The organism is Pseudonocardia sp. GCM10023141 (assembly GCF_042653605.1).
The window spans coordinates 112,087-138,885 of record NZ_JBHSIR010000065.1; the positions used below are offsets into that span (position 1 = coordinate 112,087).

The window sequence follows — 26,799 nt, forward strand, 5'->3', positions numbered from 1 at the left end:
CGCCCGAGTTCCTGTCCTGAAAGGAGATCCATGACCTCCACCACCACCGCGCCTACCCTGCTGGCGAAGGTGCTGCAGACGGAGGGGCCACCGGTGTGGGTCGTGCTCGACGACGACGGCGGCCTCGGCCTGCTGCCGCTGCGCACCAATCTGGGGTCCCTGCTGGCGCTGAGCGCGGACGAGCTGACCGAACGGCTTGCCGACATCCCGCGCGCCCCCGCTGCCGCGCTGCAGCTGGTCGCCCCCGTCGATGACGACACCGAGGTGTGGGCGGCCGGGGTCACCTACGAGGTGTCCCGGCAGGCCCGCATGCACGAAAGCGCCGATTCGGCTATGTATGACAAGGTTTACGACGCCGCGCGGCCCGAACTGTTCTTCAAGTCGATCGGCTGGCGGGTAGCGGGCCTCGATGATCCGATCGGCGTGCGCGAAGACTCCGTCTGGGACGTCCCGGAACCGGAACTGGGCGTGGTGTGCAATGCCGCGGCAGCCATCGTCGGCTACACCGTGTGCAACGACGTCAGCTCGCGCAGCATCGAAGGCGAGAACCCGTTGTACCTCCCGCAGGCGAAGATGTTCCGCGGCGGGTGTGCGGTGGGGCCGTGGATCCGGCTGGCGACCGCGGTCGAGGACCCGTACCAGCTGGGCATCCGGGTGAGGATCGAACGCGACTCCCAGGTGCTGTGGCGCGGGGAGACTTCGACCGCCCGGTTGCACCGCAAACTCGATGAGCTCACCGAATACCTGTTCCGCGGTGACGTGTACCCGCGTGGTGTCGTGCTCGCCACCGGTACCTCCGCGGTGCCGACCGACGAGGTGACCCTGATCGAGGGCGATCGGGTGGTGATCGACATCGACGGCATCGGCACGCTCGCCAACCCGGTCCTCCGCGGTGCTGCCGCGTTCGGTAGCTGAACTCGCCCACCCGGTTTGATCGAAAGGTTCTCAGTGTTCGTACTACTCCCCACCTACCGGGTTCCGCTCGCGCAGATCGACGCCATGATGGAAGAGCACCGCGTCTGGGTCGACGAACACCGCGACTCGGGACGATTCCTGCTCTACGGCAGGCGGGTGCCGCGCGAGGGTGCGTTCATCCTTGTTGCGGACGGTGATCGGGGGGAAATCGAACGGATCGCCGCGAGCGATCCCTTCGCCACCGCTGGCCTGGCCACCTACGAGGTGCTGGAGGTTCACCCCGCCGGAGGTGCGCCCGAGGTCCTGCGAACGCTAGCGGCACACGGTGTCAACGCCGCGCAGCAGCCCGCCCGTTAGCGAGGTCGGTGCGCCGGGTCGCCGCCATGAACACGGTGAAGCTGTCGCGGGCGAGGAGTGCGTCGTAGGTATCGGTGTGCTGGGTCGTGGGTCACGGTGCGGATGGCGACGGAGAACCGGGCCTCGGTGTTCGGGCCGGGGGCGAGGTAGCCGACGGCTCCGCAGTAGACGCCGTGGGGGCGCTGCTCGCCCTCGGCGATGCCGCGCATCGCGACCATGCCCGCGCCGTCGCCCAGATTGAGCTGTTCGGCAAAGAGGTGCTTCCGGCGTTCCGCTGACGGTGTCAGCCGGGGGTGAGCGTGCCGCTGTGCCGTGTCGGGTGGCGTTGCCGTGACCAAACGCGGAGCTCCGCTCACCGCCCGCCGAGGGAGATAGCCCACCCTTCAACGGACGTACCACGCAGACGTTGCCGCTTGACCACCCGACAAGAGGTTCACGCGAGAGGCGGCCAGTCATTGGCTGTGCGACCTGGAGCAAATGTGGAGCACGGGTATGTGAGTCCTGAACGGGCCTGACCTGCTCCCGATTGCACCGGTGCGACCTGTGCAGAGTCTGTTTCGCAGGTCAGCGCATCGTTCAGGCACGACTGGCAGGCAAGGAGTCAGCTGCCGGGCTCGAGATCGATGATCAGGCCTTTGACGTGCAGGAACACGCGAATTGCGCCCGCGGCGGTGTCGACCTCTTTACGGATCTGGTGCGTCTCTGGACAAGGGGTCAGGCTGTAGCTGGCCAGCAACGGCTGACCCCTTGTCGACAAGTCAAGGCCGTCGCGTCCTTAATCTATCGTTTTGCGCAGCTTGATTGGTCGAGATGTATAGATTTCGCAACAACGGGTCTTGGTGGATTGATCTTGCGAGTGCCGGTCCAGGTTGACGCTGGCGCTGGTGTCGGCGGCGATCGGATGGGAGACCTGCCTTCCGTAGGTGGCACGGTCGGAGGGACTCCGGGCGATCTGCTGCAGATCGTCGAAGAAGTGGGCGCGTTCGTCGCGCTAGGCGCGCAGGTCGGTGACGTCCTCCAGATCACCTTGACGAACAGCCTTGCCAACATCGCATGGTGCTCGTCCACGGCGGCGATGAACTGTGGAAGCACTCGGCCGATTGGGAGGCGGTAGCGAGCTGGGCATCGCCGCTGCGGTTTAACGTCGTGGAGTCGTCCCCGGCTCGTACCTGACGGACGACGCTGTGTCCCGACTCAACCTGGATGCACCGCAGCGCCTGATCTGCTGCGGTAGTTGATCTTTTGGGGTGGTGTGCGGTGTTCGGGCGTGGCAGGTCGGCCGGTCTGCCCGACGCTTCCACTGTTGTTCTCCGGTCGTGGCCGTGAGGCCGGTTGTTCAGGCTGCGGCGTGGATCGGATCGTGCAGCGCGCGTTGGTATAGCTCGTTGAGCCCGGGTTCCCAGGGCCAGTCCCGTGGTAGGTGCAGCACCATCCGGTGGGCGGAGCGGGCGATCCGGGCCGGGGTGTGGATGAGGTGGGCGCGGATGGTGGCGGTGCGGGCGCGGGCGTGGAACGAGCTGGCCAGGGCGCCGGCGGCGCGGGTGAGGTTGTGCGCGATCGCGGCGCAGACCAGCCAGGCCGCGTTCGCGGTGAACACACCCGAGGGCAGGTGCGCGAGCGCGGAGTCCTTGAGGTCGGCGATGACCTGCTCGATGATCGCGTGGTCGCGGTGGGTGGCTTCGGCGGCGAGCATCGGCTCGGGGCTGTCGGTGAAGACCGCGTGGTAGCGGTAGACCGCGAACATCTCCGACTGCCCGGCCTGGACGGCTCTGGGGTTCAGGCGGCGGACTCGGCGCACGATCAGTCGGGCGGTGATGTGGTCAGCCTTGCGCCGTAGGTCTGGCGCAGGGTGTCGTCGATGTCGAGGAACGCGACCTGATCGACACCGCCCAGGATCGGGGTCGCGACCGCGAGGCGGGCCACCAGCCGGGCGGCGGCTGCGTCGAGCTGGCGGACGTGGCCCAAGGTGAACCGGCGCAGGAACGTCCCCAACGTCGATGGCGCCCGGATGTCGTCGAACAGCCGGCGCATCCCGCCGTGGCGTAACAGGTCCATGTCCGAGATCGAGTCCGCGCCGGCGACCATCCCCGCGACCAGCGCCAGCACCTTCCCGGCGGCGTTCGCGCTGCCCTTCCCGGCCACGGTCAGCCCCGCGGCGAGCAGCATCTGCAATCCACAGCGTGCGGCCAGCGCCATGACCGGCACCAGCCCGGCGCACGACACGAGATTGGGATCATCGAACCGCGCCGAGATCGCGCGGCAGGCATGGGATAGTCGCATCCAGCGGATGCCCTTCCGATCGGGAACAAAGGACCCTCAGCAAGTCCTATTATCCCAGGTCAGAGGGGCATTCGTGCATCACGACCCGCCCGCACCAGCACATTTCCGCGGTGGATACAGGCTCAGTCCAGCACGGCCAGCGACCAACACCAGCCGGCCAGCTCACGGGCGATCGCGGTGTTGGCGACCACAGCTCGCTTGTGGCGGGCATCGAAAGCGCACCAGCGTTGGTGCAGGCGCCGGTTCGCGCGGTCGCCCCGGTCCCGAGACGCCGGTGAGGCCATGGCCCAGCGACGTGACCCTGCATCGACCGGAGTTCCGCAACGCGCAGAACTCGGTCATGACCTACGCGATCGACGACGCGTTCTACCGCGCGGCGGCGGACGACGACGTCAAGGTCGTGGTGCTCAACGGTGCCGGCAAGCACTTCTCCGCCGGCCACGATCTGGGCACGCCGGGTCGCGACCACCACGTTCCCTACGACCGGCGGGCCGGCCTCTGGTGGTCGCACGTCGGGCACGAGGGGGCAGAGTCCCGCTTCGCGCGTGAGCAGGAGGTCTACCTGGGCATGTGCCGCAGGTGGCGGGAGCTGCCCAAGCCGACGATCGCCTCCGTCCACGGTGCGTGCATCGCCGGCGGCCTGATGCTCGCCTGGGCGTGCGACCTGATCATCGCCAGCGACGACGCGTTCTTCTCCGACCCGGTTGTGAAGATGGGGATCCCCGGGGTGGAGTACTTCGCACATCCGTGGGTGATGGGTCCCCGCTTCGCGAAGGAGTTCCTCTTCCTCGGGGAACGCGTCGATGCGCGCCGCGCCTACGAGCTGGGGATGGTGAACCGCGTCGTCCCCCGTGACGAACTCGAGTCGCAGACCCTCGACATCGCCGGCCGGATCGGCGCGATGCCCCGACTCGGACTCGCCCTCGCGAAACGCGCGGTGAACCAGGCGGAAGACCTCATGGGCCTGCACTCCGGCATGGACGCTGTCTTCGCGTTGCACCACCTCGCCCACGCGCACAACGTCGAGACCTCCGGTGACTCGGTCGGCGGGCTGGATGCGAAGTCGATGCGCAACGGGCACTGACGTCGGGGCCACCTGGCGCAGGGCCTGGATTTCTTCACTGCATCCGTTCGCGGTGCAGTCCTGGTCCGGTCCTGCTGCACCGGGGCCCCGCCTCGATGCGTCCGATGTTGACGCGGTGAGCGGTCGGTCAATGCGTTCTCGTCATTGACCAATTGAAGTGGAGCAAATCTGGAGCACGCGTATGCGTTGAGCGGTGGTGGGCGTGCCTCAACGACTCTGAACTGCCCCATCGGGACCTGCGGATTCGGGGTCTCCGCAGGTCAGGAGAGTCTTCCATCCGGACTGGGGGTCAAGGGGTCGCAGGTTCAAATCCTGTCGTCCCGACGGCCGATGGGCGGTGTCTTCTCGACGGAGACACCGCCCATCAGCATTTCTACCTGCGGAAACATGCTCGGCGTGGTTGCTGCCGCTGAGTTGCTCGTCACGAACTCCTCGACGCGTTGCGTCGTATCGGCGTCGGTGCAGAGTGAGGGAATCAACTCGACGAGCCGGAGCGCGGGAACCGGGTTGAAGAGGTGGACGCCGACGACCCGGTGCGGCCGCCGGGTGGCCATGGCGATCCGCATGATCGGGATCGATGACGTGTTGGAGGCGAAGACGGCCTCCCGGTCTTCGACGACATCATCCAGCATCCCGAAGACGGCGGCCTTGGCCTGCTCGTCCTCGGCCACGGCCTCGACCACCAGGTGGCGGTCGGCGAACGTGCCGAGGTCGGTCGTGTCGGTACCCGGCATCTGTCCGGACCAGGCGCCCGACGGTGGGCGGAGCCCTGAGAACCCGACCTGAGCCGGACCCGGACCGCCATCCGCTCCTATCGTTGATGAGCCGACACTCCGGAGCGGAGAGCGTGGACTGGCGGCTTGCGACTGGCCCAGGGCCGGGCGGCCTCGAGCTGCCCAGCCAGCCGGAACAACGTGGCTTCGTCGCCGTTGCGGCCGAGGAAGTGAACGCCGACGGGTAGGTTGTCGGCGTTGCAGTGCAGGGGGACTGACATCGCGGGGTTGCCGGTGATGTTGGCGACGGCGAGGGGGTAGGCCACGGTCGGGCCACCTTTCTGCGCTGCTCGCAGTGGGTCGATCGGGGTGGAGGTGATCTGGCCGAGTTGTGCGGGTGGCGTGGACATGGTGGGGGTGAGCCAGGCGTCGACGCCGGTGAGGAACTGGGCGACCGTGCGGGAGAACCGTTGGAGGTCCTCGATGGCGAGCAGGTAGTCGGCTGCGCTGACCCGCATGCCGGCTTCCCAGTAGGCGCGGGTGAGTGGTTCGAGCTCGTCGGGCTCGGGATCGCGTCCGCGGTGCCGGGTCCAGTAGGCGACGATCCACGCGGTGGCTGCGTTGAACACCGTGCCGATCGCGGCCCCTACCGTCGCGTCGAGGCCGGGGAGATCGGCCTCGATCATCTCGTGGCCCAGCGTGGCGCACAGCGCTGCTGCGTCGTCGAGGGCGGCGACGCAGTCCGGATGCCCGGGTTCGCCACCGGGTGTTCGGGGGCTGTAGGCGATGCGGAGCCGTCCGGGATCGGCCCTGACCTCGGCGGCGAAGGGTCGCAACTGTGGTGGCGCCGGATAGGGGTCGCCGAGGTCGGGTCCGGCGGTGGCGTCGAGCAGGGCCGCACTGTCACGCACCGACATGGTCAGCGCGTGCTCGACGGCCCAGCCGCTGATCGCGTCGCCGTAGAGGGGTCCGAGCGGGTTCCGCGCGCGGGTCGGCTTCAGCCCGAACAGCCCACATGCCGAGGCCGGGAAGCGCAGCGAACCGCCCAGGTCGTTGCCGTGTGCCATGGGCACCATCCCGGACGCGACGGCGGCGGCCGACCCGCCGCTGGACCCGCTCGTCGAGTACGCGGGGTTCCACGGATTGCGGGTGGGACCGTGCAGGGTCGGTTCGCAGGCCGGAACCATTCCGAACTCGGGGGAGTTGGTCCGGCCGAGAATCACCAGCCCGGCTCGACGCAGGCGCTTGACCAGCTCGGAGGTGGAGGTGGACACGTTGTCGCGCAGGAACACCGAGCCCTCGGTGAACGGGGTGCCCTCGATCTCCGCGACAAGGTCCTTGAGCAGGTAGGGCACGCCGGCGAATGGTCCGTTCTGGTCGGTTGTCATGGCCGTCTCGCGGGCGTGCTCGAACAGTGGCGTCACCACGGCATTGAGGTCCGGGTTCAGACGCTGGATCCGCTCGATCGCGGCCTCGACCAGGTCGAGGGCGCTGACGTCGCCGCGGCGTACCAGTGCGGCCTGGTCCGTTGCGTCCAGGCCGGCCAGTTCGGTCGCGGTGGTCATCGGAGCACTGCCTTCCCGGCGATGGCGTGGTGCACCTCGCCGAGGGGTTCGATCCGCGGCGTGGGCAGCCCGGCGGCGGCGAGCGCGCCCCGGAACTGGGGGCTGGCGCTGAAGGACTCGGCGATCTCACGGGTCGGGCAGGCGTCATAGATCGTGACGCCGGACTCGGTGACGACGCAGGCCTGCAGGTCGAAGGTGTCCGGCGGGAATCCCTGCTGCATGACGTCGTAGGCCGGGACGAGCTCGGCCGGGTCGCCGTCGAAGTGGTAGGCGCTCAGGAACATGGTCGTCTCCTCGTTCGGGGGTTGTGCTCGGTAGGCGCGAGATCGCGCCTCGCATCCCGCGAGGCCGGTACTCGCGCCCGGAGGGAGACGGCCGGATCGGACCGGCTCGAAACCCGGAGGTGCACGATGACTGTTGCCGCGACCGATGCCGCGACCGATGCCGCGACCGATGCCGCGACCGATGCCACGACCGATGCGGGCGCGCAGGTAGATCGGACTCCCGATGCGGTGATCGGCCAGCTCGTCGGCGAGCTGGGTGGTGCTCTGGGTGTGTTGCTCAGCGCGCTCGGCACCCGCTCGGGGCTGTGGTCGGCCCTGTCCGGGGCCGGGCGGGTCACCCCGGCCCAGCTCGCCGCCCGGACGGGGGTTGCCGAGCCCCTTGCCCGGGAGTGGTGCCGGGCTCAGGCCGCGGCCGGCTACCTGACCTACCAGCCTGATGGGGAGACCTTCACGTTGCCCGACGGGGTGGCCGGAGCGCTGCTGCACGGGCCGGGTCTGGGCCTGGTGGGCGCCTGCGCGGAGATGTTGTGCTCCCTCGGGGCCGGATTCGACGAGTTCGTCGCCGCGTTCGGTGCGGGTGAGGGGTTCGGTTGGCACCGCCATGACGCGCTGTTCTGGCACGGCAGCGATGCTCTGACGAAGGTGGCGTTGCCGTCCGAGCTGATCGATGCGGTGCTCGACGACCTCGGTCCGGCGACCGCGGCGCTGGCCGCGGGTGGCTCCGTGGTCGACGTCGGATCGGGCTACGGCACCCCGACAATCGCGCTGGCGCGCCATTTCCCCGCGGCACGGGTGTTCGGCGTCGACTACAACGACGCCTCGGTGGCTTTCGCGCGCAGCGCGGCCGAGGAGGCCGGGCTGCTGGGCCGGGTGCGTTTCGAGGTGGCCTCGGCCACCGACCTACCCGGTTCCGGGTATGCATTGGTCACGTTCTTCGACTCGTTGCACGACCTCGGTGATCCGGTCGGTGCGCTGGTCCGGGCCCGGGAGGTGCTCGAGCCCGAGGGCGCGGTCCTGCTGGTCGAGCCGCTCGCGGCCGATCGTGTCGAGGACAACCTGACCCCGCCCGGCCGGATGTTCTATGCGGTCTCCACCCTGATCTGCACGCCGAATGCCGTCTCGCAGGTGACCGATGGGCAGGAGCCGCTCGGCACCCAGGCGGGGGAGGCGCTGCTGCGTGCGACGGCTGCCGCGGCGGGATTCACCCGTGTGCGGCGGGTCGCGGTCGAGGCGCCCCTGAACCTGGTGCTGGAGCTGCGGCCCTGACCGGTCGATGATGGCGGTCTGATGGACACCAGCAGAGCGACCACAGTGGAGTCCGCGAGCCGGCTCGTCGGGCGGTCCGCGGCGCTGGCGACGACCGGAGCCGCTCTCGCGGACGCGGTCGCGGGCGCGGGTGGCCTGATGCTGGTGGCAGGGGAGCCGGGCATCGGCAAGTCGGCCGTGCTCACCGAGCAGACGCGGCTGGCGGTGGCTGCCGGGGTCCTGGTGCTGCGTGGCGTCGGCTGGGAGGGTGCCGGCGCGCCACCGTACTGGCTGTGGACGCAGGTGCTGCGCGGCTTGCCCGGCGACGTTCCAGGGGGCCCGGCCACCCCGTTCGATCGGGCCCCCATCCGTAGCGGGGCCGAGACGGCGGAGGCCCGGTTCCGGCTCTTCGACACCGTGCGCGCTCGGTTCGCGGCCGCCGGTCCGCTGCTGGTGGTGCTCGACGACCTGCAGTGGGCCGACGACGAGTCGCTGCGCCTGCTCGAGTTCCTGCGCCGCGGGCTCGCCGCGGAACGGGTGTTGCTGTTGGGTGCCTATCGCGACGGCGACGCCGGCCCGGTCCTGAGCGGGCTGGCCGGCTCAGCGCCCGTGGTGCCGCTTGTCGGCCTGGACGTTGCCGGGGTGACGGCGCTGATGGCCGCGGTCGCCGGTCGGCTGCCCGACGCCGATCTGGCCGCGGCGGTGCATCGCCGGTGCGGTGGCAACCCGTTCTTCGTGCGCGAGCTGACGCGCCTGATGGTCGCGCGGGGAACCTGGTCTGTTGCCGGTGCCACGGGATCGCGGGCACTGCCCGACGGGGTGCGCGACACGCTCCGGATGCGGCTGGCGCGGTTGTCGCAGGCGTGTGTGGGCCTGCTCGAGGTCGCCGCGGTCGCTGCCTCGGATGTGGCGCCCGTTCTGCTGCGCGAGGTCGGTCCCGAGGACGCGGACACGATCGCGGAGTTGCTCGAAGAGGCCGGCCGGGCGCGGGTGCTGACTATGACGGACAACGGGTGGCGGTTCTCGCACGACCTCTACCGAGAGACGGTGCTGGCGCAGGTGTCGGCGGCGCGGCGAGCGGCGCTGCATGGTGCGGTCGGTCGGGCGCTGCAGGTGCTGTCGGCTGGTGGGACCGACCCGGCAGCGGTGGGCGGGGCGGCACGGCTTGCAGCGCATTTCGTCGCGGCCGGGTCCGCTACCGCCGATGATGCCCTGCGCTGGTCCGTGCGTGCTGCGCACGAGGCGACGGCGCGGCTGGGCCACGACGACGCGGCCCGGCACTACACCACCGCGCTGGGCCTGCTTCGCGACGTGGCGGCTGACCCGGCCGATCGGGTGGAGCTGCTGCTGGGGCTGGCAGCAGCCCGCGACCGGGCCGGTGATCCCGACGCCACCCGCGAGGCGTACCTGCGCGCCGCGGCGCTGGCCCGCCGCTCTTCGGATCCGGCGGCACTCGGGGAGGCCGCGCTGGGCATCGCAGCGCTGGGCTCCCGGTCGGGCACCGCCGACCCGGTCGGGGTCGGCCTGCTCGAGGAGACTGCCGAGCTGCTCGCGACCGGACAGCACGACGCATTGCGTTCCCGGGTATTGGCCGAACTGTCCCGTGCCCTCCGCCATGGTGGATCGGAGCCCGACCCGCAACGCGCCGTGTCCGCCGCGGACGAGGCAGTGGCGCTGGCCAGGGCGGCTGCTGACCCGGCGGCGCTCGCACACGCGTTGCTCGCCCGGCACGATGTCGTCTGGGCAGCGGGCGCGGCAGCGATGCGGCTTCCGGTGCTGGTGGAGATGGCCGCGGCGGCGCGCGAGGCGGGGAACGACGACCTCGTTGCCGAGGCCGTGCTGCTGCGGGCAGGGGCGTTGATCGAGCAGGGCGATCCGGCCGGCGCGGTCGAGTTGGCCCGCTACACGCGTCTGGCCGACCGCCTCGGGCACGCGCGGGGCCGCTGGGGCGCGCTGAGCCGGCGGGCGACGCTCGCACAGTTGTCGGGCCAGATCGACGAGGCCGTGGCCGCCTCTACCGAAGCGCTGCGTCTGGGCGAGGCGATCGGATTGCCCGACCGGATGGGCGTCTTCGCGACCTTGCGCGCCTCGCTCGCGGCCATCGGAGGTGAACTGCCGTCGCTGAGCGACCTCATGCCCGCGGCCGACCCGCTGTGGCCGGCCTATCCGCTGCTGCAGGCCTTCGGACATGTCTACGGTCACGAACTCGACGACGCCGCCCGAGCGATCCGCGGGTTCTCCGTCTCGGCCGTCCCGGAACAGTACGACCTGGAGTTCGTTGCGATCGCCGCGGTGGCCTTCGCCGCTGTCGGTTCGACGGCCCAGCGTGAGTGGTGCTACGACGCGCTGGTCCCGCACGCCGGCCTGCACGTGGTGGTCGGTGGCTGTGCGGCCTACCACGGCGCCGTCGACCATCACCTGGGCATGTTGGCCGCTGCGCTTGGCCGTACCGCGGACGCGCGCGACCGTCTCAGCGCCGCGGTCACGTTGCATGATCGACTCGGCGCGGCGGCGTGGGCTGACCTCAGCCGTAGCGCGTTGGCGAGCCTGGCCCAGAGCAATCCGTCCAGCCACGTCTTCCGGCTCGTGGGTGGCATGTGGCGGCTCAGCTTCGAGGGACGCGAGGTGCACCTGCCCGACGCCAAGGGGTTGCGCGACATCGCGACGCTGCTTGCCGTACCGGATCAGCCGGTCCATGTCCACGTACTACTCGGCCACGAGGGGCCGGCGACTGGAGCCGACCCGGTTCTCGATCGCAGGGCTGTTGCCGAGTTCCGGGCCCGGCTCGGCGAACTCGACGCCGAGATCGAGGACGCGAGCAGGTGTCACGACGCCCATCGCGCTGGACAGGCCCGCGGGGAGCGCGATGCACTGCTGAGCGAGCTGCAGGCCGCGAGCGGGTTGGGTGGACGGACCCGGCGACTCGGGGACGAGACCGAGCGCGCTCGCAAGACCGTGACCGCGCGGATCCGCGACACGCTGCGGCGGATCGCGAAGGTGCATCCCGAGCTCGCTGAGCACCTGAGCGTGGCGGTGCACACCGGCACCACCTGCTGCTACGCCCCGGCCGAGCGACATCGATGGCATCTGTGATAGATGCCGTCGCCGACGACCGATGCCCGCTGCCATGAGCCGGCCAGGGGTGACTGGCTTCTCCCGGGTCGGGTTGCGCGCGAGGATGCGTGTGTGCCGAAGGAGAGGGTCAGTCCACGGGCGGCGCAGCTCGCCGAGCTGGCCGGCCTGCTGCGTTCCGGGCGCGGCGGCCTCGCGCTGATCACCGGTGAAGCCGGCATCGGTAAGACCTGGCTGGCCGGAGAGACCGCCCGGACAGCACGAGGGCTCGGTACTCGGGTGGCGTGGTCGGCTTGCTGGGAAGGTGAGGGTGCGCAGGCGTTCTGGCCGTGGATCCAGCTGCTGCGGGGGCTGGGAGCCACCGCCGTCGCCGAGTCGTTCCTCGCGGGCAGCAGCGACAACGCGACCGAGCCGGCCGCCGAGCGGTTCCGGCTGGTCGATTCCATCGACGGCGCCCTGCGGGCCGCCGGGCCGCTGCTGCTCGTGATCGACGATCTGCAGTGGGCCGACCGTGGATCGGTGTGGCTGCGTGAGGTGCTCGTTCCGATGCTCGCCGAGCGTGCGGTCACCGTGCTCGGCACGGTCCGCGCGCAACCGGAGCAGCCGAACGCGGTGGCCGGGCTGCGGGCGAACTGGCGGCAGTACTCGGTGAGAGGCCTCACCCTGCCGCGGCGGACCCTGCGCTGCTCGGGCCGGCAGCCGCAGCGGCCTCGGCCAGGAGGTTCGCCCTCGTGGTCGCCGCCAATGCGGACTGCTCCTCCCGCCACTGCCGGCGAGCTGCGGTGCGGCGGAGGAGCCGGCGCGCCTGACGCCGTACCTCGCCGGGGTCGGCGCCGCCGGGGACGTTGCGGGCGGCCACCGAGGCCGCCGGTTCCCGGGGCGGTCGGTCGGCCAGGTTCAGTTCCAGCAGGTCGGCCTCGGAGAACCGGTCGCGCCCCTCCGCCTCCGCCTTCGACGCGAGTGCGCCGACGGCGCGGTGAGCCGAGCGGTAATCGGCGCCGGACACCACGGCGAGCTGCTCGGCGAGGTCGGTCGCGTCGGTGAAACCGGAAAGGGCGCGCTCACCCAGTTTGTCGGTGCACACGTGCATGTGCTCGACGACCTCTGCCGCCAGCGCGACGAGGACCGCGGCGTGCTCGATGGTTCCCAGCACCTCACCGTAGGTGTGCATCCAGTTGTCGCTCTGCGCGGTCGGTGTCCTGACGGTGGTCAGCACACCGGTGGTCCGGCCGATCGCCATGCTCGCTCCGCCGCGCAGGACGGTCAGCGCGTACGGGTTGCGCTTCTGCGGCAGGTGCACGGACGCGCGGCAGTGCGCGTCGTGGAGCCGGACGTAGCCGAAGGCGGGGGAGCAGAAGGCGAGCAGGTCCTCGGCGAACCGGCTCGCGGTCGTCACGATCTGGCAGCCCGACACCATCACCTCGACGAGGTTGTCGGTGGCCCACATGGCGTCACGGGTGGTGGTGACCTCGACCGGGACGGCGAGCCGGTCGGTGTAGGAGGCACGGCGCAGCGGCAGCGTCGTCCCGGCGACCCCGCCGGCGAGCAGGGGTAGCTGGGCCGCGGCATCGTGGGCTCGCCGTACCCGGTCGGTCTGGCGCTCGGTCTCGTGGGCGAGGCTAGGCCGGAGGGCCTCACGATCGATCAGCTCGGCGACATGAACGAGCTGTACATCAGCTCCGAGTACTTCATCGGCTACGCGCGCCTGCGGGCGAATCAGGCGTCGCTGACCGGCATGTGATCCGTCCGGTGACGTGCCGATCACCCCGCTGCGAGGTCCTCCGCCACGAGAGATCGCTGTCGCGCGATCAGCGCCACACAGCTCGAATCCGGATCTCCGCGTGTCGTCCGTCGGCTCGTCGAGCAGGCTCCAGGGCATGACTGAGCAACTCGGGACGGATCCGGTCACGGCCCTCCAGGTCGTGATCGCGACCGTGGGGATGGTGCTGACGCTGCTCGTGCTCGTCCGCGTCGGGGGTCAGCGGGGCCTCGCGACGATGTCCGCCGCCGACCTCGCCTGCGTGGTTGCGCTGGGTGCGGTCGTCGGCCGGACCATGCTGCTGGCCGTGCCGACGCTGGTGACGGGAGTCATCGCCCTGGTGGTGCTGTTCGGACTCCGGCGGCTCCTCGCGCGTGTGCAGCGGTCCCGCGCCGGTGATCTCCTGTCGCCGCGACCGGTCGTGCTGATGGCGGACGGGGCGGGTCATCGAGGCAGCGATGCGGCGTGCGGGCGTCACCGACGACGATCTCCGGCAGCGTCTCCGGCTCGCCGGCATCACCGCCCGCACGCAGGTCCGGCTGGCGGTGCTGGAGCGCACCGGTGAGATCAGCGTGCTCGCCGCGGCTGCCGGTGAGTGCGAGCCGTGGATGCACGAGGATCTCCCACGGTCCCTCGAGCCGCAGTGACGTCGTCAGGGATCCGGCGCGACGCGGATGAGCCCGCCGAGAGTGGTCTCGACGATCTCGCGGAGCGCTGGGCGACCGGGGCTGCTCTTGGCGATGACGTTCATCCCCTGGACGACGGCGACCAGCATGGCCGCCGACTCTGGTCCGGCTCCCGGGCGCAGCTCGCCCTCGGCCACGGCCCGGGTGAGCGCGGCCTCGAAGGCGGCCCGCAGGTTCGCGACGTGCAGGGTGATCATCCCGGCGAGCTCCGGGTCGCGGGCGGCGAACTCGACCAGCGAGTTCGTGATCAAGCAGCCCCAGCGGCGGTTGCCGTCGACCATCGCGTCCACCAGGTGGTCGAAATAGTCCTGCAGGCCCGCCAGCCCGGTCGGTGCCGCGGTGATGCGCCGGACGGCCTCGGCCGAGACGGTCTGCGTGTAGCGCCGCAGCGCCGCCGTGAACAGGTCGCGCTTGTTCCCGAACGCGCTGTAGACGCTGCCCGGCTGTACCTGCATGGCGCGGCAGAGGTCCTGCACCGAGGTCGACTCGAAGCCGTGTTCCCAGAAGGCCGCCAGCGCAGCGTCAAGCGCGACGTCGGCATCGAAGGTGCGCGGTCGTCCCACCTCTCGATTGTAGGACGTGCACTCGACAACGACGTTCGGACGTGTTGATATCGACGAGGAGTACTTGGACGACCGTTCATCAACCTGGAGGGCAGATGCGGATCGCCGTGATGGGCGCTGGCGGAGTGGGCGGCTACTTCGGTGGCAGGCTCGCGGCCGGCGGACACGACGTGGCGTTCGTCGCGCGCGGTGCGCAACTGCAGGCGCTGCGGGCCGGCGGCCTGCGGATCGAGAGCCCCCTGGGCGATCTGCACCTGCCTCAGGTGACCGTCACCGACGACCCGGCGGAACTCGAGCCGGTCGACCTGGTCCTGTTCGGGGTCAAGCTCTGGGACACCGAGACCGCCGCGGAGCAGCTGCGCCCGCTGTTGCGGGAGGGGACGGCCGTCGTCTCCTTCCAGAACGGGGTGGCGAGCGACGAGGTCCTGGGCCGGGTGCTCGGGCCGGAGCACGTGGTCGGGGGCATCTGCTACATCGCCGCGACGATCGCGGAGCCCGGCCTGATCCGGCACTCCGGCTCGTTGCAGAAGCTGGTGTTCGGCGAGTACGACGGCACACCGTCCGCGCGCGTCACCGCGTTCCGGGACGCCTGCCGCGAGAGCGGGATCGACGTCGAGATCAGCCACCGGATCGAACAGGCGATCTGGGAGAAGTTCGTCTTCCTCGTCGGTCTGTCCGGCACGACGAGCATGACCCGGACCCCGATCGGCCCGATCCGTGAGCACCCCCGAAGCCGCGCGTTCCTGCACGACCTCATGGACGAAGTCGTCGCCGTCGCACGAGCACAAGGCGTGGACCTGCCCAAGGAATACGCCGACGACCGGCTCGCGTTCGTCGACGGTGTGCCGGAGACGATGACCTCGTCCATGCACCACGACCTCGAGCGCGGCAGCCGGCTCGAGGTGCAGTGGCTCAGCGGTGACGTTGTCGAGCGCGGGACAGCAGTGGGCGTCGCGACCCCGGCCAACCGGGCGGTCGCCGACCTGCTGGCGGTCCATGCCGACGGCGCATCGCGGTGAGCGGGGGAGGGCTGACGGTCCGGTCGCTGGAGGCCAGGCTGGTCCGGGTGCCGATGCAGCGTCCGCTCGGCACCAGCGCGGCCCGCGTGACCGAGGCCCCGATCGTGCTGATCGACCTCCACACCGCGGAGGGAGTCACAGGGCGCAGCTACCTGTTCTGCTACCTCGACGCCGTCGGCCACGCGGTCGTCGTACTGGCCGACGGGATGAACGATCTGCTCGCCGGGACCGCCGCCGATCCGGCCGCCCTGCGCCGCGCCCTCGCAGCGCACACCCGGCTGGTGGGGGCGACCGGTCCGATCGCGAGCGTGCTCGCGGGGCTCGACGTCGCTGCCTGGGACGCGCTGGCTGTAGCGGCCGGGCTGCCGCTGGTGCGCCTGCTCGGCGCCGCGCCGCGACCGGTCCCGGCCTACAACAGCAACGGTCTCGGGCTGCTCGCCCCCGCCGCGGTGGCGACGCAGGCCGTCGAGCTGGTGGAGGAGGGCTTCACAGCGGTCAAGGTGCGCCTCGGCCGGACACGGGCCGCGGACGATCTCGCCGCGGTCCGCGCGGTCCGCGGCGCGGTGGGTCCGGAGATCGCTGTCATGGCGGACTTCAACCAGGCGCTGTCCCTTACGGAGGCCCGGTCGCGCTGCCACCTGCTCGACGACGAGGGCCTCGCCTGGATCGAGGAGCCGATCCGGCACGACGACTACACCGGCACGGCCGAGCTTGCCGCCGCCCTGCGCACCCCGGTGCAGATCGGGGAGAACTTCGCCGGGCCGCGCTCGCTGGCCGCGGCGACGGCGGCCCGCGCGGCCGACCTTGTCATGCCCGACCTCGACCGCATCGGCGGCGTCACCGGCTGGCTCGCGGCCGCCGCGATCGCCGACGCCGCCGGCGTCCCGATGTCGAGCCACCTCTACCCGGAGGTGTCGGCGCACCTGCTCGCCGCCACTCCCACCGCCCACTGGCTCGAGTACGTCGACTGGGCCACCCCGGTCCTGGCCGAGCCGCCCCCTGTCGTCGACGGTGCGGTCCGCGTCCCCGAGGAGGCCGGCAGCGGTCTGCGGTGGGACGAGGAGGCAGTGGCCCACTACCGAGTGGGGTGACCTACCCGTGAGGAGCGTCCGCGTGACCACGACAGCACTCCGACAGGCAGCGCCGCGATGACCCGCACCATCGAGGACCTGCCCTCCGACCCCCGTGAGCTTGTGGGGGAGGTGGCGAAGGTGTTGCGAGCCGAGCGTCGGGCCCGCGGTACCCGGACCGGATCCAGGGCGTTGACCTGCTGGAATCAAGGACTGCTGGTGCTGGCGTGGTTCCGCAACCAGGGCGATATCGCCCTGATCGGTGCCGGGTTCGACGTCTCGCGAGCCACGGCCTACCGCTACCGCGACGAGGTCGTCACGGTGCTCGCCGCACAGGCCCCGGACCTGCACGAGGCACTCGCCGGGGTCGCCGCCCAAGGGTGGGTCACACGTCGTGCTCGACGGCAAGGTGGTTCGCACCGATCGCTGCGCCGAGACAACCCCTGTCGACGAAAGGCGACACGATCAACTCGTGGTACTCCGGGAAACACCGAGCCCCCGGCGGGAATGTCCAAGCCGTCATGCGTCCCGACGGACTTCCGATCTGGGTATCCGACGTCCGACCCGGCCATCTCCACGACCTGACCTGCGCCCGCACTGCCGGCGCGCTCGGCGCTCTGTACTGGGCAGCATCGCAGTTCGACCTGCACACCCTCGCCGATTCCGGCTACGACGGCGCTGCTCAGGGCATCCACACGCCGATCAAGCAGCCCGGCAACGGTCAGACCCTCGCGCCGGACAACCAGGCCTACAACACCCTGCTGCGGTCGGTCCGCTGTCTCGGGGAACGCGGCTTCGCCCTCCTCGCCGGCAGGTGGCGAGCGCTGCGCCGCATCACCGCCAGCCCCAGCAGAATCGGTGACTACGCCAAAGCCGCGTTCGTCCTCACCCCGACGGTTCCAACGCGGCGTGACCGTCGGCATGATCGGGGTCACTGTCCCATTCCCGTGCCGATGGCTTACTACTCTTTCGGCGGCTGGAAGGACTCGCTGTTCGGGCAGTCGCACATCCACGGGCCAGGAGGCATCGCCTTCTACACCCGCGCCGAGGTAGTCACGGCCCGTTGGCCGCAGCCGAGCGGATCGAGTGGCGCCGGCGACAACTTTCCTACGGCAACCTGACCCAGATGTCGCGGCTTCGTCATGGCGAGATCGCCGCTCTCCGATCGTGTTGGTCGGCGAGATAGCTCGGCCAGTGCCGGTGGTGGGTGATGTCGGTACCGGTGGCAGCGGTCGCGGGGTCGCAGTGGAACCCGATGACCTCCTCCCCGGAATCGAGACGCACGGGGCCCAGCGCCATCGGGGCGGGGAGGGCGGCGAGGAACGTGCCCAGCGCCGCGGTGGACAGCGTCCAGCGCTCACCGGTGAGGACCGCGCCGCGACGGGTGTCGCGGACGATGCCGGGCTTGGCGGGGAGGGTCGGCAGCGCGATCATGCGGTACTCGGGTGCGGTGTGGACGGTGCCGCCGTAGCGGGCGCCGAGCTCGGTGAGCTGGTGGTTGAGGGGCTGCCCGCGCAGGTGGGCCCCGAAGACGACGAGGTCGACCCCGCCCGTCGCGTACGTGGCAGGCGGGTGGTCCCCGGTGAGGTGGGCGGCGAGGTCGATGCCGATCTGGTCGTCGAACGCCCCGGTGATGATGGTGACGCCGAACGGGCTCCCGTCCGCGGTGCCGGCCGGGACGGCGACGGCCGCGAGATCGAGCAGGTTGACGAAGTTGGTGTAGGTCCCGAGGCGGGAGTTGACGCCGACGGGATCGGCTGCGACCTCGGCGAGGGTCGGGTGACCGACGGTCGTGGGCAGTAGGAACGCGTCGTGGCGCTCCAGCAGCGCGCGTGCCGTGGCCCGGTAGCCGTCGAGGCGGGCGTGGTCGGCGACGAGCTGGTGCGCCGGGATCTGCCGGGCGGCGCGGATGATGCCCGCGACGATCGGGTCGGTGTCGGCGGAGGCGACTGCGTCCGGGAGGGTGTCGAGGAAGGCTCCGACGGCGGCGTAGCGCTCGGCGACGAGTGCCCCGTTGTAGAGCAGGGTCGCGGCGTCGAGCAGCGGGCTGATGTCGATGGTGGTGATCACGGCGCCGGCGGCGCGGAACCGTTCGGCCGCGGCGGCGAAGGCCCGGCGGGCGTCCACGCTGAGCGGGGCGAGCCCGGCGGCGTCGGGGACCGCGATCCGGGCGGGGTTCGCCGCGGCGAACCGGGTGGTGCTGGGCCAACACCGGCTGCGCGGGTCGGCGGGATCGGGCCCGGTCATGAGGCTCAGTGCCAACTGCGCGGTGGGGAGGGTGGCGGCGAAGACGGTGACGCAGTCGTAGGAGCGGGCCGCGGGCACCACGCCGGTGGTCGGCACGAGGCCCAGCGTCGGCTTGAGGCCGATGATGCCGTGCAGTGCGGCGGGGACACGGCCGGAGCCTGCGGTGTCGGTGCCGAGCGTGAAGTCGGTGATGCCGAGCGCGACCGCCACCGCGGAGCCGGAGCTGGACCCGCCGGAGATCCGTTCCGCTTGGTGGGCGTGGCGGACGGCGCCGTAGGGGCTGCGGGTGCCGACGAGCCCGGTGGCGAACTGGTCAAGGTTGGTCTTGCCCAGACAGAGGGCACCGGCGTCGAGCAGGCGGGCGACGGCCGTGGCATCGCGGGCGGGTGTGTAGGCGTAGGAGGGGCAGGCCGCGGTGGTGGGCAGCCCGGCGACGTCGATGTTGTCCTTGACCGCGAACACGGTTCCGGCGAGCGGTAGCACGGCACCGGCGGCCACGCGGTCGTCGACGTCCGCGGCGTCGGCCAGCACGTCCGGCTCGGCGCGCAGGGTGATCCAGACCTCGGGCCGGTCCGCCTGCTCGATGACCCGGTAGGCCGCGCGGACCCGGTCTGCTGCGGTCGTGGAGGGTGTGGTGGTCATGCTGCCTTCCGGTCGGCGGTGGGCGGTGCGGTGGATGCGTTTCACGCTGGGCCCAGCACCACCAGCGCCTCCCCGGCATCCACCTGCGCCCCGGGCGCCACGAGCACCTCGGCCACCACACCGGCGCAGGGGGCCGGTACCGCAGTCTCCATCTTCATGGCCTCCATCGCGAGCAGCGGCTGGCCGGCCTCCACGCGTTCACCGGGTCGCACGTCGATCCGCCAGACGTTGGCCACGAACGGTGCCGCGACCAGCGCGCCGCCGGGCGGCACGGTGATCTCGGCGGTCGCAGTGGCGATGACCGGCTCGTCGTTGCGGTCGAACTCGCCGGCCGCCGCCCACGCCGCCCGCTCGGTCCCGAAGGCCGTCGCCTGCCCGGCGCGGAACGCCGCGATCGGCCCGGCGTTCGCGGCCAGGAACGTCTCGTGCTCGGCCAGGGAGAACGCGCCGTCGGTGATCTCGATGTCGCCCCGGCCCGCGGCCACATCGGCGCGCAGGTCGAGGAGCTCCTCGGCACCGACCGGGTACCAGGAGATGCGGTCGAAGAAGCGCAACAGCCACGGCGAGCCCGCCTCGAACGGGCGGAACCGCGACCACACCTGGGTCGTGCGGCCGACGAACTGGTAGCCGCCGGGGCCCTCCATGCCGTAGATGCACAGGTAGGCGCCACCGATCCCGACGGCGTTCTCGGGGGTCCAGGTGCGGGCCGGGTTGTACTTCGTGGTGACCAGCCGGTGCCGCGGGTCCAGCGGTGTTGCCACCGGCGCGCCGAGGTAGACGTCGCCGAGCCCCAGCACGAGGTAGGACGCGTCGAACACGGTGCGGTGCACGTCCTCGACGCTCGCCAGCCCGTTGACACGGCGGATGAACTCGATGTTCCACGGGCACCACGGCGCATCGGAGCGCACGCCCGCGATGTAGCGCTGCGTCGCCTCCCGGGTGGCCGGGTCGTCCCACGACAGCGGCAACCGCACCGACCGGCTCGGCACCACCAGCTCCGAGGTCGCCGGCAGGTCGGCCTCGAGCTCGGTCAGCGCACCGAGGAGCTTGGCCACCGGCAGCACGTCCGGGTCGACGTGGACCTGCAGGGACCGGATGCCCGGGGTCAGGTCGACGACACCGGGCAGACCGACCTCGTCGAGCCGCTGGTGCAGGGCGTGGACGCGGGCCCGCAACCCCAGGTCGAGCACCATGTCGCCGTACTCGACCAGCACGTTGTCGTCGCCGGAGCGCCGGTAGGTGACACCGGCGCCGCGGTCGATCACGCCGTCGTCTCCGTCGCCCCCGGCGCGCAGCACCGGACGGGCCGAGAGCCCGGTCCGCGATGGCGCGTCGGCCACCCGGACCGGGATGAACCGCACGGTGTCACCCGGGCGCAGCTGCCCGAGCTTCCAGCGCTGCGCGGCCACGACCGTCACCGGACAGACGAACCCGCCCAGGCTGGGCCCGTCCGGGCCGAGCAGGATCGGGGTGTCGCCGGTGAAGTCGAGCGCGCCCACCGAGTACGGCGTGTCGTGGATGTTGGACGGGTGCAGCCCGGCCTCGCCGCCGTCGGGGCGCGCCCACTGCGGCCGGGGACCGACGAGCCGGACCCCGGTCCGTGCCGAGTTGAAGTGCACCTGGTAGGCCGTGGCGTACAGCTCGTCGATGTCGGCGCGGGTGAAGAACTCGGGCGCGGCGTGCGGGCCCTCGGTGACTGCCAGCTCCCACGCATGCACCAGCTCCGGCCGGTGGGGGATCGGGCCCACCGGCTCGCGCCCGGTGCCCGCAACCCGCAGCACGTCGCCGGTGCGCAGCGCCCGCCCCGCATGGCCGCCGAACCGCCCGAGCGTGAACGTCGACGCGCTGCCGAGGTACGGGGCGACGTCGAACCCGCCCGCCACCAGCACGTAGCTGCGCAGACCCGCCGCTTCGGCGGTGCCGACGTCGAGCAGCCCACCTGCGGGCACGCGCACCGGCTCCCAGCACGGCGCCGGTTCCCCGTCCACCGTGACGGCGACCTCGGCGCCCGTCACGCACACCCAGGTCGCGTCGGTGAACCGCAGCGCGGGCCCGGTCACCGTCGCCTCCAGCCCGGCCGCTCCCTCCGGGTTGCCGAGCGCGACGTTGCCGAGCCGGAACGACAGGTCGTCCATCGGGCCACTCGGCGGCACGCCGACCTGCCACAGCCCGAGCCGGCCGGGCCAGTCCTGCACGGTCGTGAGCATCCCGGGTCGCTCCACGGTGATCCGTGGCTCCGGGTCGCCGACACCGTCCAATGTGGCGGTGTGGTGCTCCGCCGCGAGCACGGCGGGCAGGCCGGTGACCGCGCGCAGCAGGCCGAGGTTGGTCTCGATGCCGTCGACGCGGGTCACGCGCAGCGCCTCGCCGAGCCGGGCGAACGCCTCGGCGCGGTCGGCACCTGCGGCGATCACCTTGGCCAGCAACGGGTCGTAGGCCGTCGACACCTCGCTGCCGGTCTCGGCCCACGCGTCGACACGCACCCCCGAGGGGTACTCGACGCGGGTGAGCGTGCCGGCGCTGGGTTGGAAGTCCCGCGCCGGGTCCTCGGCGTAGACGCGTGCCTCGACGGCGGCACCCCGCACCGGGACCCCGGCCGGGACGCCGGCGAGCACGCCTGCTTCGCCGCGTGCCAGCCGCAACATCCAGGCCACGAGATCGATTCCGGTGACGGTCTCGGTCACCGGGTGCTCGACCTGCAGCCGCGCGTTGACCTCGAGGAACGACGCCTCGCCCCGCGCAGCGTCGTACACGAACTCCACGGTGCCTGCGCTGCGGTAGCCGACCGCGGCGCACAGCGCCCGCGAGCTGCGGTGCAGCTCCTCGCGCACCACATCGGACAGGCCGGGAGCGGGCGCCTCCTCCACGACCTTCTGGTGGCGGCGCTGCAGCGAGCAGTCCCGGTCGCCGAGGCTGACGACGCGGCCGGTGCCGTCGCCGAACACCTGCACCTCGACGTGGCGCGCCCGCTCCACGTACCGCTCGGCGAACACGCCGTCGGCGGCGAAGTTCGACGCGGCCAGCCGCGCCACCCGCTCGTAGCCCGCCGCGAGCTCGGCGGGCGTGCGACAGACCGTCATCCCGATCCCGCCGCCGCCCCCGGTCGCCTTGAGCATCAGGGGATAGCCGATGTCGATCGCTGCCGACCGGGCCGCCGCGAGGTCGGGCAGCAGCTCCGATCCGGCGAGCATCGGCACGCCGGCGTCCCGAGCGGCTGCTCGGGCGGTGTGCTTGGTGCCGAACACCCGCAGCTGCTCCGGTGTCGGTCCCGCGAACACCAGCCCGGCGGCCTCGACGGCCGCTGCGAACGCGGCGTCCTCGGCGAGGAAGCCGTAACCGGGATGGATCACCGTGGCACCGGTCGCGGCCGCCGCGTCCAGGATCGCGTCCACACGCAGGTACGACTCGCGCGCAGCGGCCGGCCCGATCCGCACGGCCGCGTCGGCCAACCGGACGTGCGCTGCGGCGCGGTCGGCGTCGGAGAACACCGCCACCGTGCCCATGCCCAGCTCGCGGGCGGAACGCAGGATCCGGCAGGCGATCTCCCCGCGGTTGGCGACCAGGACCTTCATGGGGTGGTGACCACCATCTGGACCGGCGTCGGGTCGAACCCGTTGCAGGGGTTGTTAACCTGCGGGCAGTTCGACACCAGCACGAGCGTGTCGCGCTCGGCTCGCAGCGACACGCGCTTGCCCGGCGCCGACAGGCCGTCGACGATGCCGAGTGCGCCGTCCGGGTCGACCGGCACGTTCATGAACCAGTTGATGTTGCTGACGAGGTCACGCTTGCCCAGTCCCCAGCGGGCCCCCTCCAGCAGGAAGTTCTCGACGCAGGCGTGCTGCTCGCGGGTGTGCTGGCCGTAGCGCAGCGTGTTGGACTCCTGCGAGCACGCGCCGCCGATGGTGTCGTGCACGCCCACCTCGTCGGCGACGATCGTCATCAGCGCCGCGCCGGTGTCGGCGCGCAGCACCGATCCCGTGGTCAGCACGATCGAGCGTTGCGCGCGAATCGTCTCGGCGGCGCTGTAGCGCACGGCCGTGTCGGCGGCCGCGTAGAGCACGCAGTCGACGGCCTGGTTGCCGTGCAGGTCGATGATCGTGAGCACGTCACCGGCCGCCACCACGGCCGACCACGGCGCCCGAGCGGCCACCGTCTCGTCCAGCACGAGCGTCATCGGGGGTTCCTCGCCATCAGATCGTGTTCGGTGTTCTCCAGCGCCCGGCCGTGCTCGGGCCCGAGGGCACTCGCGTCGAACTCCGGTGCGTACCAGGCGTGGACGTCGACGGCGGTACCGGTGAACGCCTCGCGCGGGTCGAGCGGGTGCGCGGTGTTGGCCAGCGTCACCACCAGATCCATGTGCAGCAGCAGCTCGACGGCCGTGCCTCGCCCGGCGTTGCCGGTGAACGTCAGCGCCCCGCCCGGCTCGACCCGCACGCCCTGGAAGAAGGAGAGCGACGGCGGCACGTCGCGGGGTCCCATGCCGTGTTTGAGCACGCCCAGCAGCAGCAGCTCGCGACCCGCTGGCGACGCCGACTGCGCCGCACCGGCGCCGTAGCGTTCGGTGTTGCCGGCGAGCGTCGTGGTCCCGGTCAGGGCGTCGTGGTGGCCGGAGCTGTCGGCGACGATCGTGGCCAGCAGCCTGCCGGCGTCGCTGAGCAGCGGGTGCCCGGTGCCGAGGTAGGCCTGCCACGGCACCTTGACCGTGTCGGCCACGTTGAGCCGCTCGTGCAGCGCACCCGTGCGGTGCAGGAGCATTGACACGCACGCGTCACCGTCGGTGTCGGTGAGACGCAGCCGGGTGCCGCGGCCCAGCGCCAGCGTGGTGTACCGGCCGAAGGCGACCGTCTCCGACCAGGTCAACCCGACCGGTGGGGGCACGTGCCGCATCGTCGGCACCGACCGGTCCTGCTGGGCGCGGGCGTGCGACCGCGCTCCCGCTGTCGTCGCGGTGCTGGTCATGCCGCCACCGCCGGGCGCGAGCGTCGGGCGAGCAGGCCCAGCTGCAGCACGCCGACGACGACGGCGGGCGCGGAGAACATCAGCCAGGGATGCTCGCCGGTCGGGTCGTACACCGCCGATCGCGGCCACGACAGGTTGACGACCATCGCGGCTCCGTAGAGCACCGCCACGATGTTGACCGGCAACCCCCAGCGCCCCAGCGAGAACAGCCCGGGCTCGGTGGCGGGGAACCGGCCGCGCAGGCGGGCGATCAGCGTCGGCACCGACACCAGCAGGTAGGCCAGGTAGATCATCACGATGCAGACGCTGCTCAGCGTCGTGAACAGGGCGGCGTTGCCGATGTTGACCGCGAGCAGCCCGACGGCCAGCAGCCCGATCGCGATCGACGGCCAGATCGGGGTGCCGCGCCGCGCGTCGACGTGGGCGAGGTGCCGGGCCCCGGGGAGCTGGCCGTCGCGGGCCATCGAGAACACCAGCCGGGAGCCTGCGGTCTGGATGGCGAGCGTGCAGACGGCGATCGCGATCGCGACGTCGACCAGCAGCACCTTGCCCCAGAACGTGCCGAGCACGGCCGTCATCACGTAGGGCAGACCGTCGGTGGCGAGCTTGCCGTCGGTGAGGCTCGGCGCCGCCATCAGCGCCGTGACCAGCATCAGCGCGCCGCCGATACCGGACACGAGCAGCGCCGACAGGATGGTGCGCGGCGCGGTGCGACGCGGGTCGCGGGTCTCCTCCGACAGCTCACCGGCCGAGTTGAAGCCGACCATCACGTAGGCCGCCATGAGCGCGGACACCAGGAACGCCCCGGTGGCGCCGATGTCGGAGGACGTGAGGACGGACGTGTCGGTGACGACGCCGGGTCCGCGGCGCGCCGCGGTCGCCAGTGCGAGCACGACCGCGATCACGCCGACGATCTCGCAGGTCACGCCGATCGAGTTGATCCGCGCCATGATGCCGACCCCGACGGAGTTGATCACGGTGGTGGCCGCGAGCAACACCGCGCCGAGCACCACCGCGTTGGTGGCGCCGGTGACCGACGTCAGGGCGGGGTCGCCGCCGACCACCTGGAAGCCGCTCCACAGCTGGGGCAGCACCACCTGCAGCGCGATCGCCGCCGCTGCAGCCGTGACCACCTGCGCGAGAGACATGTACCAGCCGGCGAACCAGCCGACGGTCTCGCCGCCGACCCGTCGCGACCACTGGTAGACCGCCCCGGAGAGCGGCATCCGCGCGGCGAGCTCGGCGAAGACCAGCGCGACGAGCAGCTGGCCGCCGAGCACGAGCGGCCACGTCCAGAAGAACGCCGGGCCGCCGAAGGAGTAGCCGAACGCGAACAGCTGGAAGATCGTTGTGAGGATCGAGACGAAGGAGAAGCCCGCCGCGAACGACGCGTACCTGCCCAGCTTGCGGTGCAGCGTCGGCTGGTAGCCCAGCGTGTGGAGATCGTCGTCATCGGAACGGGTGGCCTGCGGGAGCGTCGCTGTCATCGGACCCCAGTCGGAGGTGGATACCTGTTGGCCGACAGTTTTCGAGGCGTTTGCGCTCCGCCCGATGACCGGCGGGTTACGTCGCGGTTGCTGAATACCTGTCATATGACAGGGAGATGACGCGTGGCAGGATCGGGGCGTGACCTCCGGACCAGGCCGCCCCCGGCACACCGGTCCGCTGCGCCCCGGGAGCACCGGCCGCGAGCAGATCCTCGACGCCGCGGCCGAGCTGTTCACGGTCCAGGGCTTCGCCCCGACCTCCACGCGTGCCATCGCCGACGCGGTGGGCATCCGGCAGGCGTCGCTGTATCACCACTTCGCCACGAAGGACGACATCCTCGACGCGCTGCTGTCGAGCACGGTCATCCCGGTACTCCCGGTTGCCGAGGCGCTCCTGCGCCACGACGTGGCCACCCCTGTCGAGGCGGCGGCGCGGCTCTACGCGCTGGCGCTGCACGACGGTGGACAGCTGGCCGCGGCGCCGTGGAACCTCGGCGTGCTCTACCTCGCACCGGAGCTGCGACGCCCCCGGTTCCTGCCGTTCCTGGCCGCCCGGGAGCGATTGCGCTGCTGCTACGTCACCGCGGCCGACGCCCTGACCGGCGGGCCCTCGTCCGCGGGCGACCTGGCCTTCCGGCTCGTCGAGTCGATCGTCAACCTGCGCGCCGACGGCCTGGCCGGCCCGCAGGCGCCGCGGGAGGTGGCCGCGGGCTGCGTCCGGATCGCGGGGTGGACCGCGGCGATGGCTCCCGTCGAACAGGCCGCTGCTCGGTTGTCGGACGAGTTGCCCAAGCTCGTGGGCGAGGGTGCCGCGGCGGACGGCTGAGCTGGGAGTTCACGAAGGCCGTGACG

General features: G+C 71.5%; 21 protein-coding genes, 1 tRNA gene and 4 pseudogenes. 13 read left to right on the forward strand and 13 right to left on the reverse strand.

From position 1 onward, the window contains the following. Positions 1 to 102 precede the first annotated feature (102 nt). Complete coding sequence (locus tag ACFPFQ_RS37040; protein WP_379627450.1) at positions 103 to 915, forward strand: fumarylacetoacetate hydrolase family protein; 813 nt, start codon at positions 103 to 105, stop codon at positions 913 to 915. 33 nt (positions 916 to 948) lie between these two features. Further along, complete coding sequence (locus ACFPFQ_RS37045; protein ID WP_379627452.1) at positions 949 to 1,272, forward strand: YciI family protein; 324 nt, start codon at positions 949 to 951, stop codon at positions 1,270 to 1,272. On the opposite strand, the gene ACFPFQ_RS37050 is transcribed toward ACFPFQ_RS37045, so the two are convergent. The 3 genes and pseudogenes from ACFPFQ_RS37050 to ACFPFQ_RS37060 form a co-directional block, all read right to left on the reverse strand. Next, complete coding sequence (locus tag ACFPFQ_RS37050; protein ID WP_379627454.1) at positions 1,269 to 1,490, reverse strand: chorismate-binding protein; 222 nt, start codon at positions 1,488 to 1,490, stop codon at positions 1,269 to 1,271. The two genes, ACFPFQ_RS37045 and ACFPFQ_RS37050, sit on opposite strands and share 4 nt — an antisense overlap. 383 nt (positions 1,491 to 1,873) lie before the next feature. Further along, entirely contained in the window at positions 1,874 to 2,008 is a 135-nt protein-coding gene (locus ACFPFQ_RS37055) for a hypothetical protein (RefSeq protein WP_379627456.1), read from the reverse strand. Between the two features lie 600 nt (positions 2,009 to 2,608). Next, a pseudogene (locus tag ACFPFQ_RS37060) lies at positions 2,609 to 3,552 on the reverse strand (transposase). A gap of 295 nt (positions 3,553 to 3,847) precedes the next feature. On the opposite strand from ACFPFQ_RS37060, the gene ACFPFQ_RS37065 reads away from it, so the two are divergent. Together ACFPFQ_RS37065 and ACFPFQ_RS37070 are read left to right on the forward strand one after the other, a co-directional pair. Continuing rightward, positions 3,848 to 4,636, forward strand: coding sequence for an enoyl-CoA hydratase (locus ACFPFQ_RS37065; RefSeq protein ID WP_379627458.1), 789 nt, complete (start codon positions 3,848 to 3,850; stop codon positions 4,634 to 4,636). 245 nt (positions 4,637 to 4,881) lie between these two features. Then, positions 4,882 to 4,960 (forward strand) — tRNA-Pro (locus ACFPFQ_RS37070). Here the strand turns inward: ACFPFQ_RS37070 and ACFPFQ_RS37075 are convergent. The 3 genes from ACFPFQ_RS37075 to ACFPFQ_RS37085 form a co-directional block, all read right to left on the reverse strand. Continuing rightward, complete coding sequence (locus ACFPFQ_RS37075; RefSeq protein ID WP_379627460.1) at positions 4,942 to 5,370, reverse strand: 3-hydroxyacyl-CoA dehydrogenase NAD-binding domain-containing protein; 429 nt, start codon at positions 5,368 to 5,370, stop codon at positions 4,942 to 4,944. The genes ACFPFQ_RS37070 and ACFPFQ_RS37075 overlap by 19 nt on opposite strands. 77 nt (positions 5,371 to 5,447) lie before the next feature. Continuing rightward, complete coding sequence (locus tag ACFPFQ_RS37080; RefSeq protein WP_379627462.1) at positions 5,448 to 6,914, reverse strand: amidase; 1,467 nt, start codon at positions 6,912 to 6,914, stop codon at positions 5,448 to 5,450. Then, the gene (locus ACFPFQ_RS37085; protein WP_379627464.1) at positions 6,911 to 7,198 is read right to left on the reverse strand and encodes a hypothetical protein; all 288 of its coding nucleotides are present in this window, start codon (positions 7,196 to 7,198) and stop codon (positions 6,911 to 6,913) included. The genes ACFPFQ_RS37080 and ACFPFQ_RS37085 overlap by 4 nt, the downstream gene beginning before the upstream one ends. Before the next feature lie 126 nt (positions 7,199 to 7,324). Between ACFPFQ_RS37085 and ACFPFQ_RS37090 the strand changes: the two genes are divergently transcribed. From ACFPFQ_RS37090 to ACFPFQ_RS37100, 3 genes and pseudogenes are all read left to right on the forward strand, one after another. After that, on the forward strand, positions 7,325 to 8,464 hold the full coding sequence (locus tag ACFPFQ_RS37090) for an SAM-dependent methyltransferase (protein WP_379627466.1): 1,140 nt from the start codon (positions 7,325 to 7,327) through the stop codon (positions 8,462 to 8,464). A 21-nt stretch (positions 8,465 to 8,485) separates the two neighbouring features. Continuing rightward, a complete protein-coding gene (locus ACFPFQ_RS37095) occupies positions 8,486 to 11,536 on the forward strand; it encodes an ATP-binding protein (RefSeq protein WP_379627468.1) in 3,051 nt (1,016 codons plus the stop codon). Positions 11,537 to 11,539: 3 nt separating this feature from the next. Beyond that, positions 11,540 to 12,049 (forward strand): annotated as a pseudogene (locus ACFPFQ_RS37100) (ATP-binding protein); the annotation flags it as partial. A 124-nt stretch (positions 12,050 to 12,173) separates the two neighbouring features. On the opposite strand, the gene ACFPFQ_RS37105 reads toward ACFPFQ_RS37100, so the two are convergent. Continuing rightward, positions 12,174 to 13,280 carry a lyase family protein gene (locus tag ACFPFQ_RS37105; RefSeq protein WP_379627470.1) on the reverse strand — a complete coding sequence of 369 codons (1,107 nt, stop codon included), beginning with the start codon at positions 13,278 to 13,280 and terminating at the stop codon, positions 12,174 to 12,176. 440 nt (positions 13,281 to 13,720) lie between these two features. On the opposite strand from ACFPFQ_RS37105, the gene ACFPFQ_RS37110 reads away from it, so the two are divergent. Next, complete coding sequence (locus tag ACFPFQ_RS37110; protein ID WP_379627535.1) at positions 13,721 to 13,921, forward strand: YetF domain-containing protein; 201 nt, start codon at positions 13,721 to 13,723, stop codon at positions 13,919 to 13,921. Between the two features lie 5 nt (positions 13,922 to 13,926). Here ACFPFQ_RS37110 and ACFPFQ_RS37115 read toward each other — a convergent pair whose 3' ends face one another. Next, a complete protein-coding gene (locus ACFPFQ_RS37115) occupies positions 13,927 to 14,523 on the reverse strand; it encodes a TetR/AcrR family transcriptional regulator (RefSeq protein ID WP_379627472.1) in 597 nt (198 codons plus the stop codon). A 95-nt stretch (positions 14,524 to 14,618) separates the two neighbouring features. Here ACFPFQ_RS37115 and ACFPFQ_RS37120 point away from each other — a divergent pair, with 95 nt between their 5' ends. The 4 genes and pseudogenes from ACFPFQ_RS37120 to ACFPFQ_RS37135 all read left to right on the forward strand — a co-directional run. Next, positions 14,619 to 15,542, forward strand: a complete 924-nt coding sequence (locus ACFPFQ_RS37120) for a ketopantoate reductase family protein (RefSeq protein WP_379627474.1) — start codon at positions 14,619 to 14,621, stop codon at positions 15,540 to 15,542. Further along, entirely contained in the window at positions 15,539 to 16,633 is a 1,095-nt protein-coding gene (locus ACFPFQ_RS37125; RefSeq protein ID WP_379627475.1) for an enolase C-terminal domain-like protein, read from the forward strand. The genes ACFPFQ_RS37120 and ACFPFQ_RS37125 overlap by 4 nt, the downstream gene beginning before the upstream one ends. Positions 16,634 to 16,702: 69 nt before the next feature. Further along, positions 16,703 to 17,502: pseudogene (locus ACFPFQ_RS37130) on the forward strand (transposase family protein); the annotation flags it as partial. Position 17,503: 1 nt separating this feature from the next. Then, positions 17,504 to 17,733, forward strand: a pseudogene (locus tag ACFPFQ_RS37135) (methylmalonate-semialdehyde dehydrogenase (CoA acylating)); the annotation flags it as partial. Between the two features lie 19 nt (positions 17,734 to 17,752). Here ACFPFQ_RS37135 and atzF read toward each other — a convergent pair. Genes atzF through ACFPFQ_RS37160 form a run of 5 tightly spaced genes read right to left on the reverse strand, consistent with a single transcriptional unit; the run spans position 17,753 to position 25,947 of the window. Further along, positions 17,753 to 19,501, reverse strand: a complete 1,749-nt coding sequence (gene atzF / locus ACFPFQ_RS37140; RefSeq protein ID WP_379627477.1) for an allophanate hydrolase — start codon at positions 19,499 to 19,501, stop codon at positions 17,753 to 17,755. 41 nt (positions 19,502 to 19,542) lie between these two features. Then, positions 19,543 to 23,073 carry an urea carboxylase gene (uca, locus tag ACFPFQ_RS37145; RefSeq protein ID WP_379627479.1) on the reverse strand — a complete coding sequence of 1,177 codons (3,531 nt, stop codon included), beginning with the start codon at positions 23,071 to 23,073 and terminating at the stop codon, positions 19,543 to 19,545. Next, on the reverse strand, positions 23,070 to 23,675 hold the full coding sequence (locus tag ACFPFQ_RS37150; protein WP_379627481.1) for an urea amidolyase associated protein UAAP2: 606 nt from the start codon (positions 23,673 to 23,675) through the stop codon (positions 23,070 to 23,072). The genes uca and ACFPFQ_RS37150 overlap by 4 nt, the downstream gene beginning before the upstream one ends. Further along, positions 23,672 to 24,460: an urea amidolyase associated protein UAAP1 gene (locus tag ACFPFQ_RS37155; RefSeq protein WP_379627483.1), complete on the reverse strand. Its 789-nt coding sequence runs from the start codon at positions 24,458 to 24,460 to the stop codon at positions 23,672 to 23,674. The genes ACFPFQ_RS37150 and ACFPFQ_RS37155 overlap by 4 nt, the downstream gene beginning before the upstream one ends. Then, the gene (locus ACFPFQ_RS37160) at positions 24,457 to 25,947 is read right to left on the reverse strand and encodes an amino acid permease (RefSeq protein WP_379627485.1); all 1,491 of its coding nucleotides are present in this window, start codon (positions 25,945 to 25,947) and stop codon (positions 24,457 to 24,459) included. Before ACFPFQ_RS37160 ends, ACFPFQ_RS37155 begins: the two co-directional genes overlap by 4 nt. Positions 25,948 to 26,086: 139 nt before the next feature. On the opposite strand from ACFPFQ_RS37160, the gene ACFPFQ_RS37165 reads away from it, so the two are divergent. Further along, positions 26,087 to 26,773 carry a helix-turn-helix domain-containing protein gene (locus tag ACFPFQ_RS37165; protein ID WP_379627487.1) on the forward strand — a complete coding sequence of 229 codons (687 nt, stop codon included), beginning with the start codon at positions 26,087 to 26,089 and terminating at the stop codon, positions 26,771 to 26,773. Positions 26,774 to 26,799 lie beyond the last annotated feature (26 nt).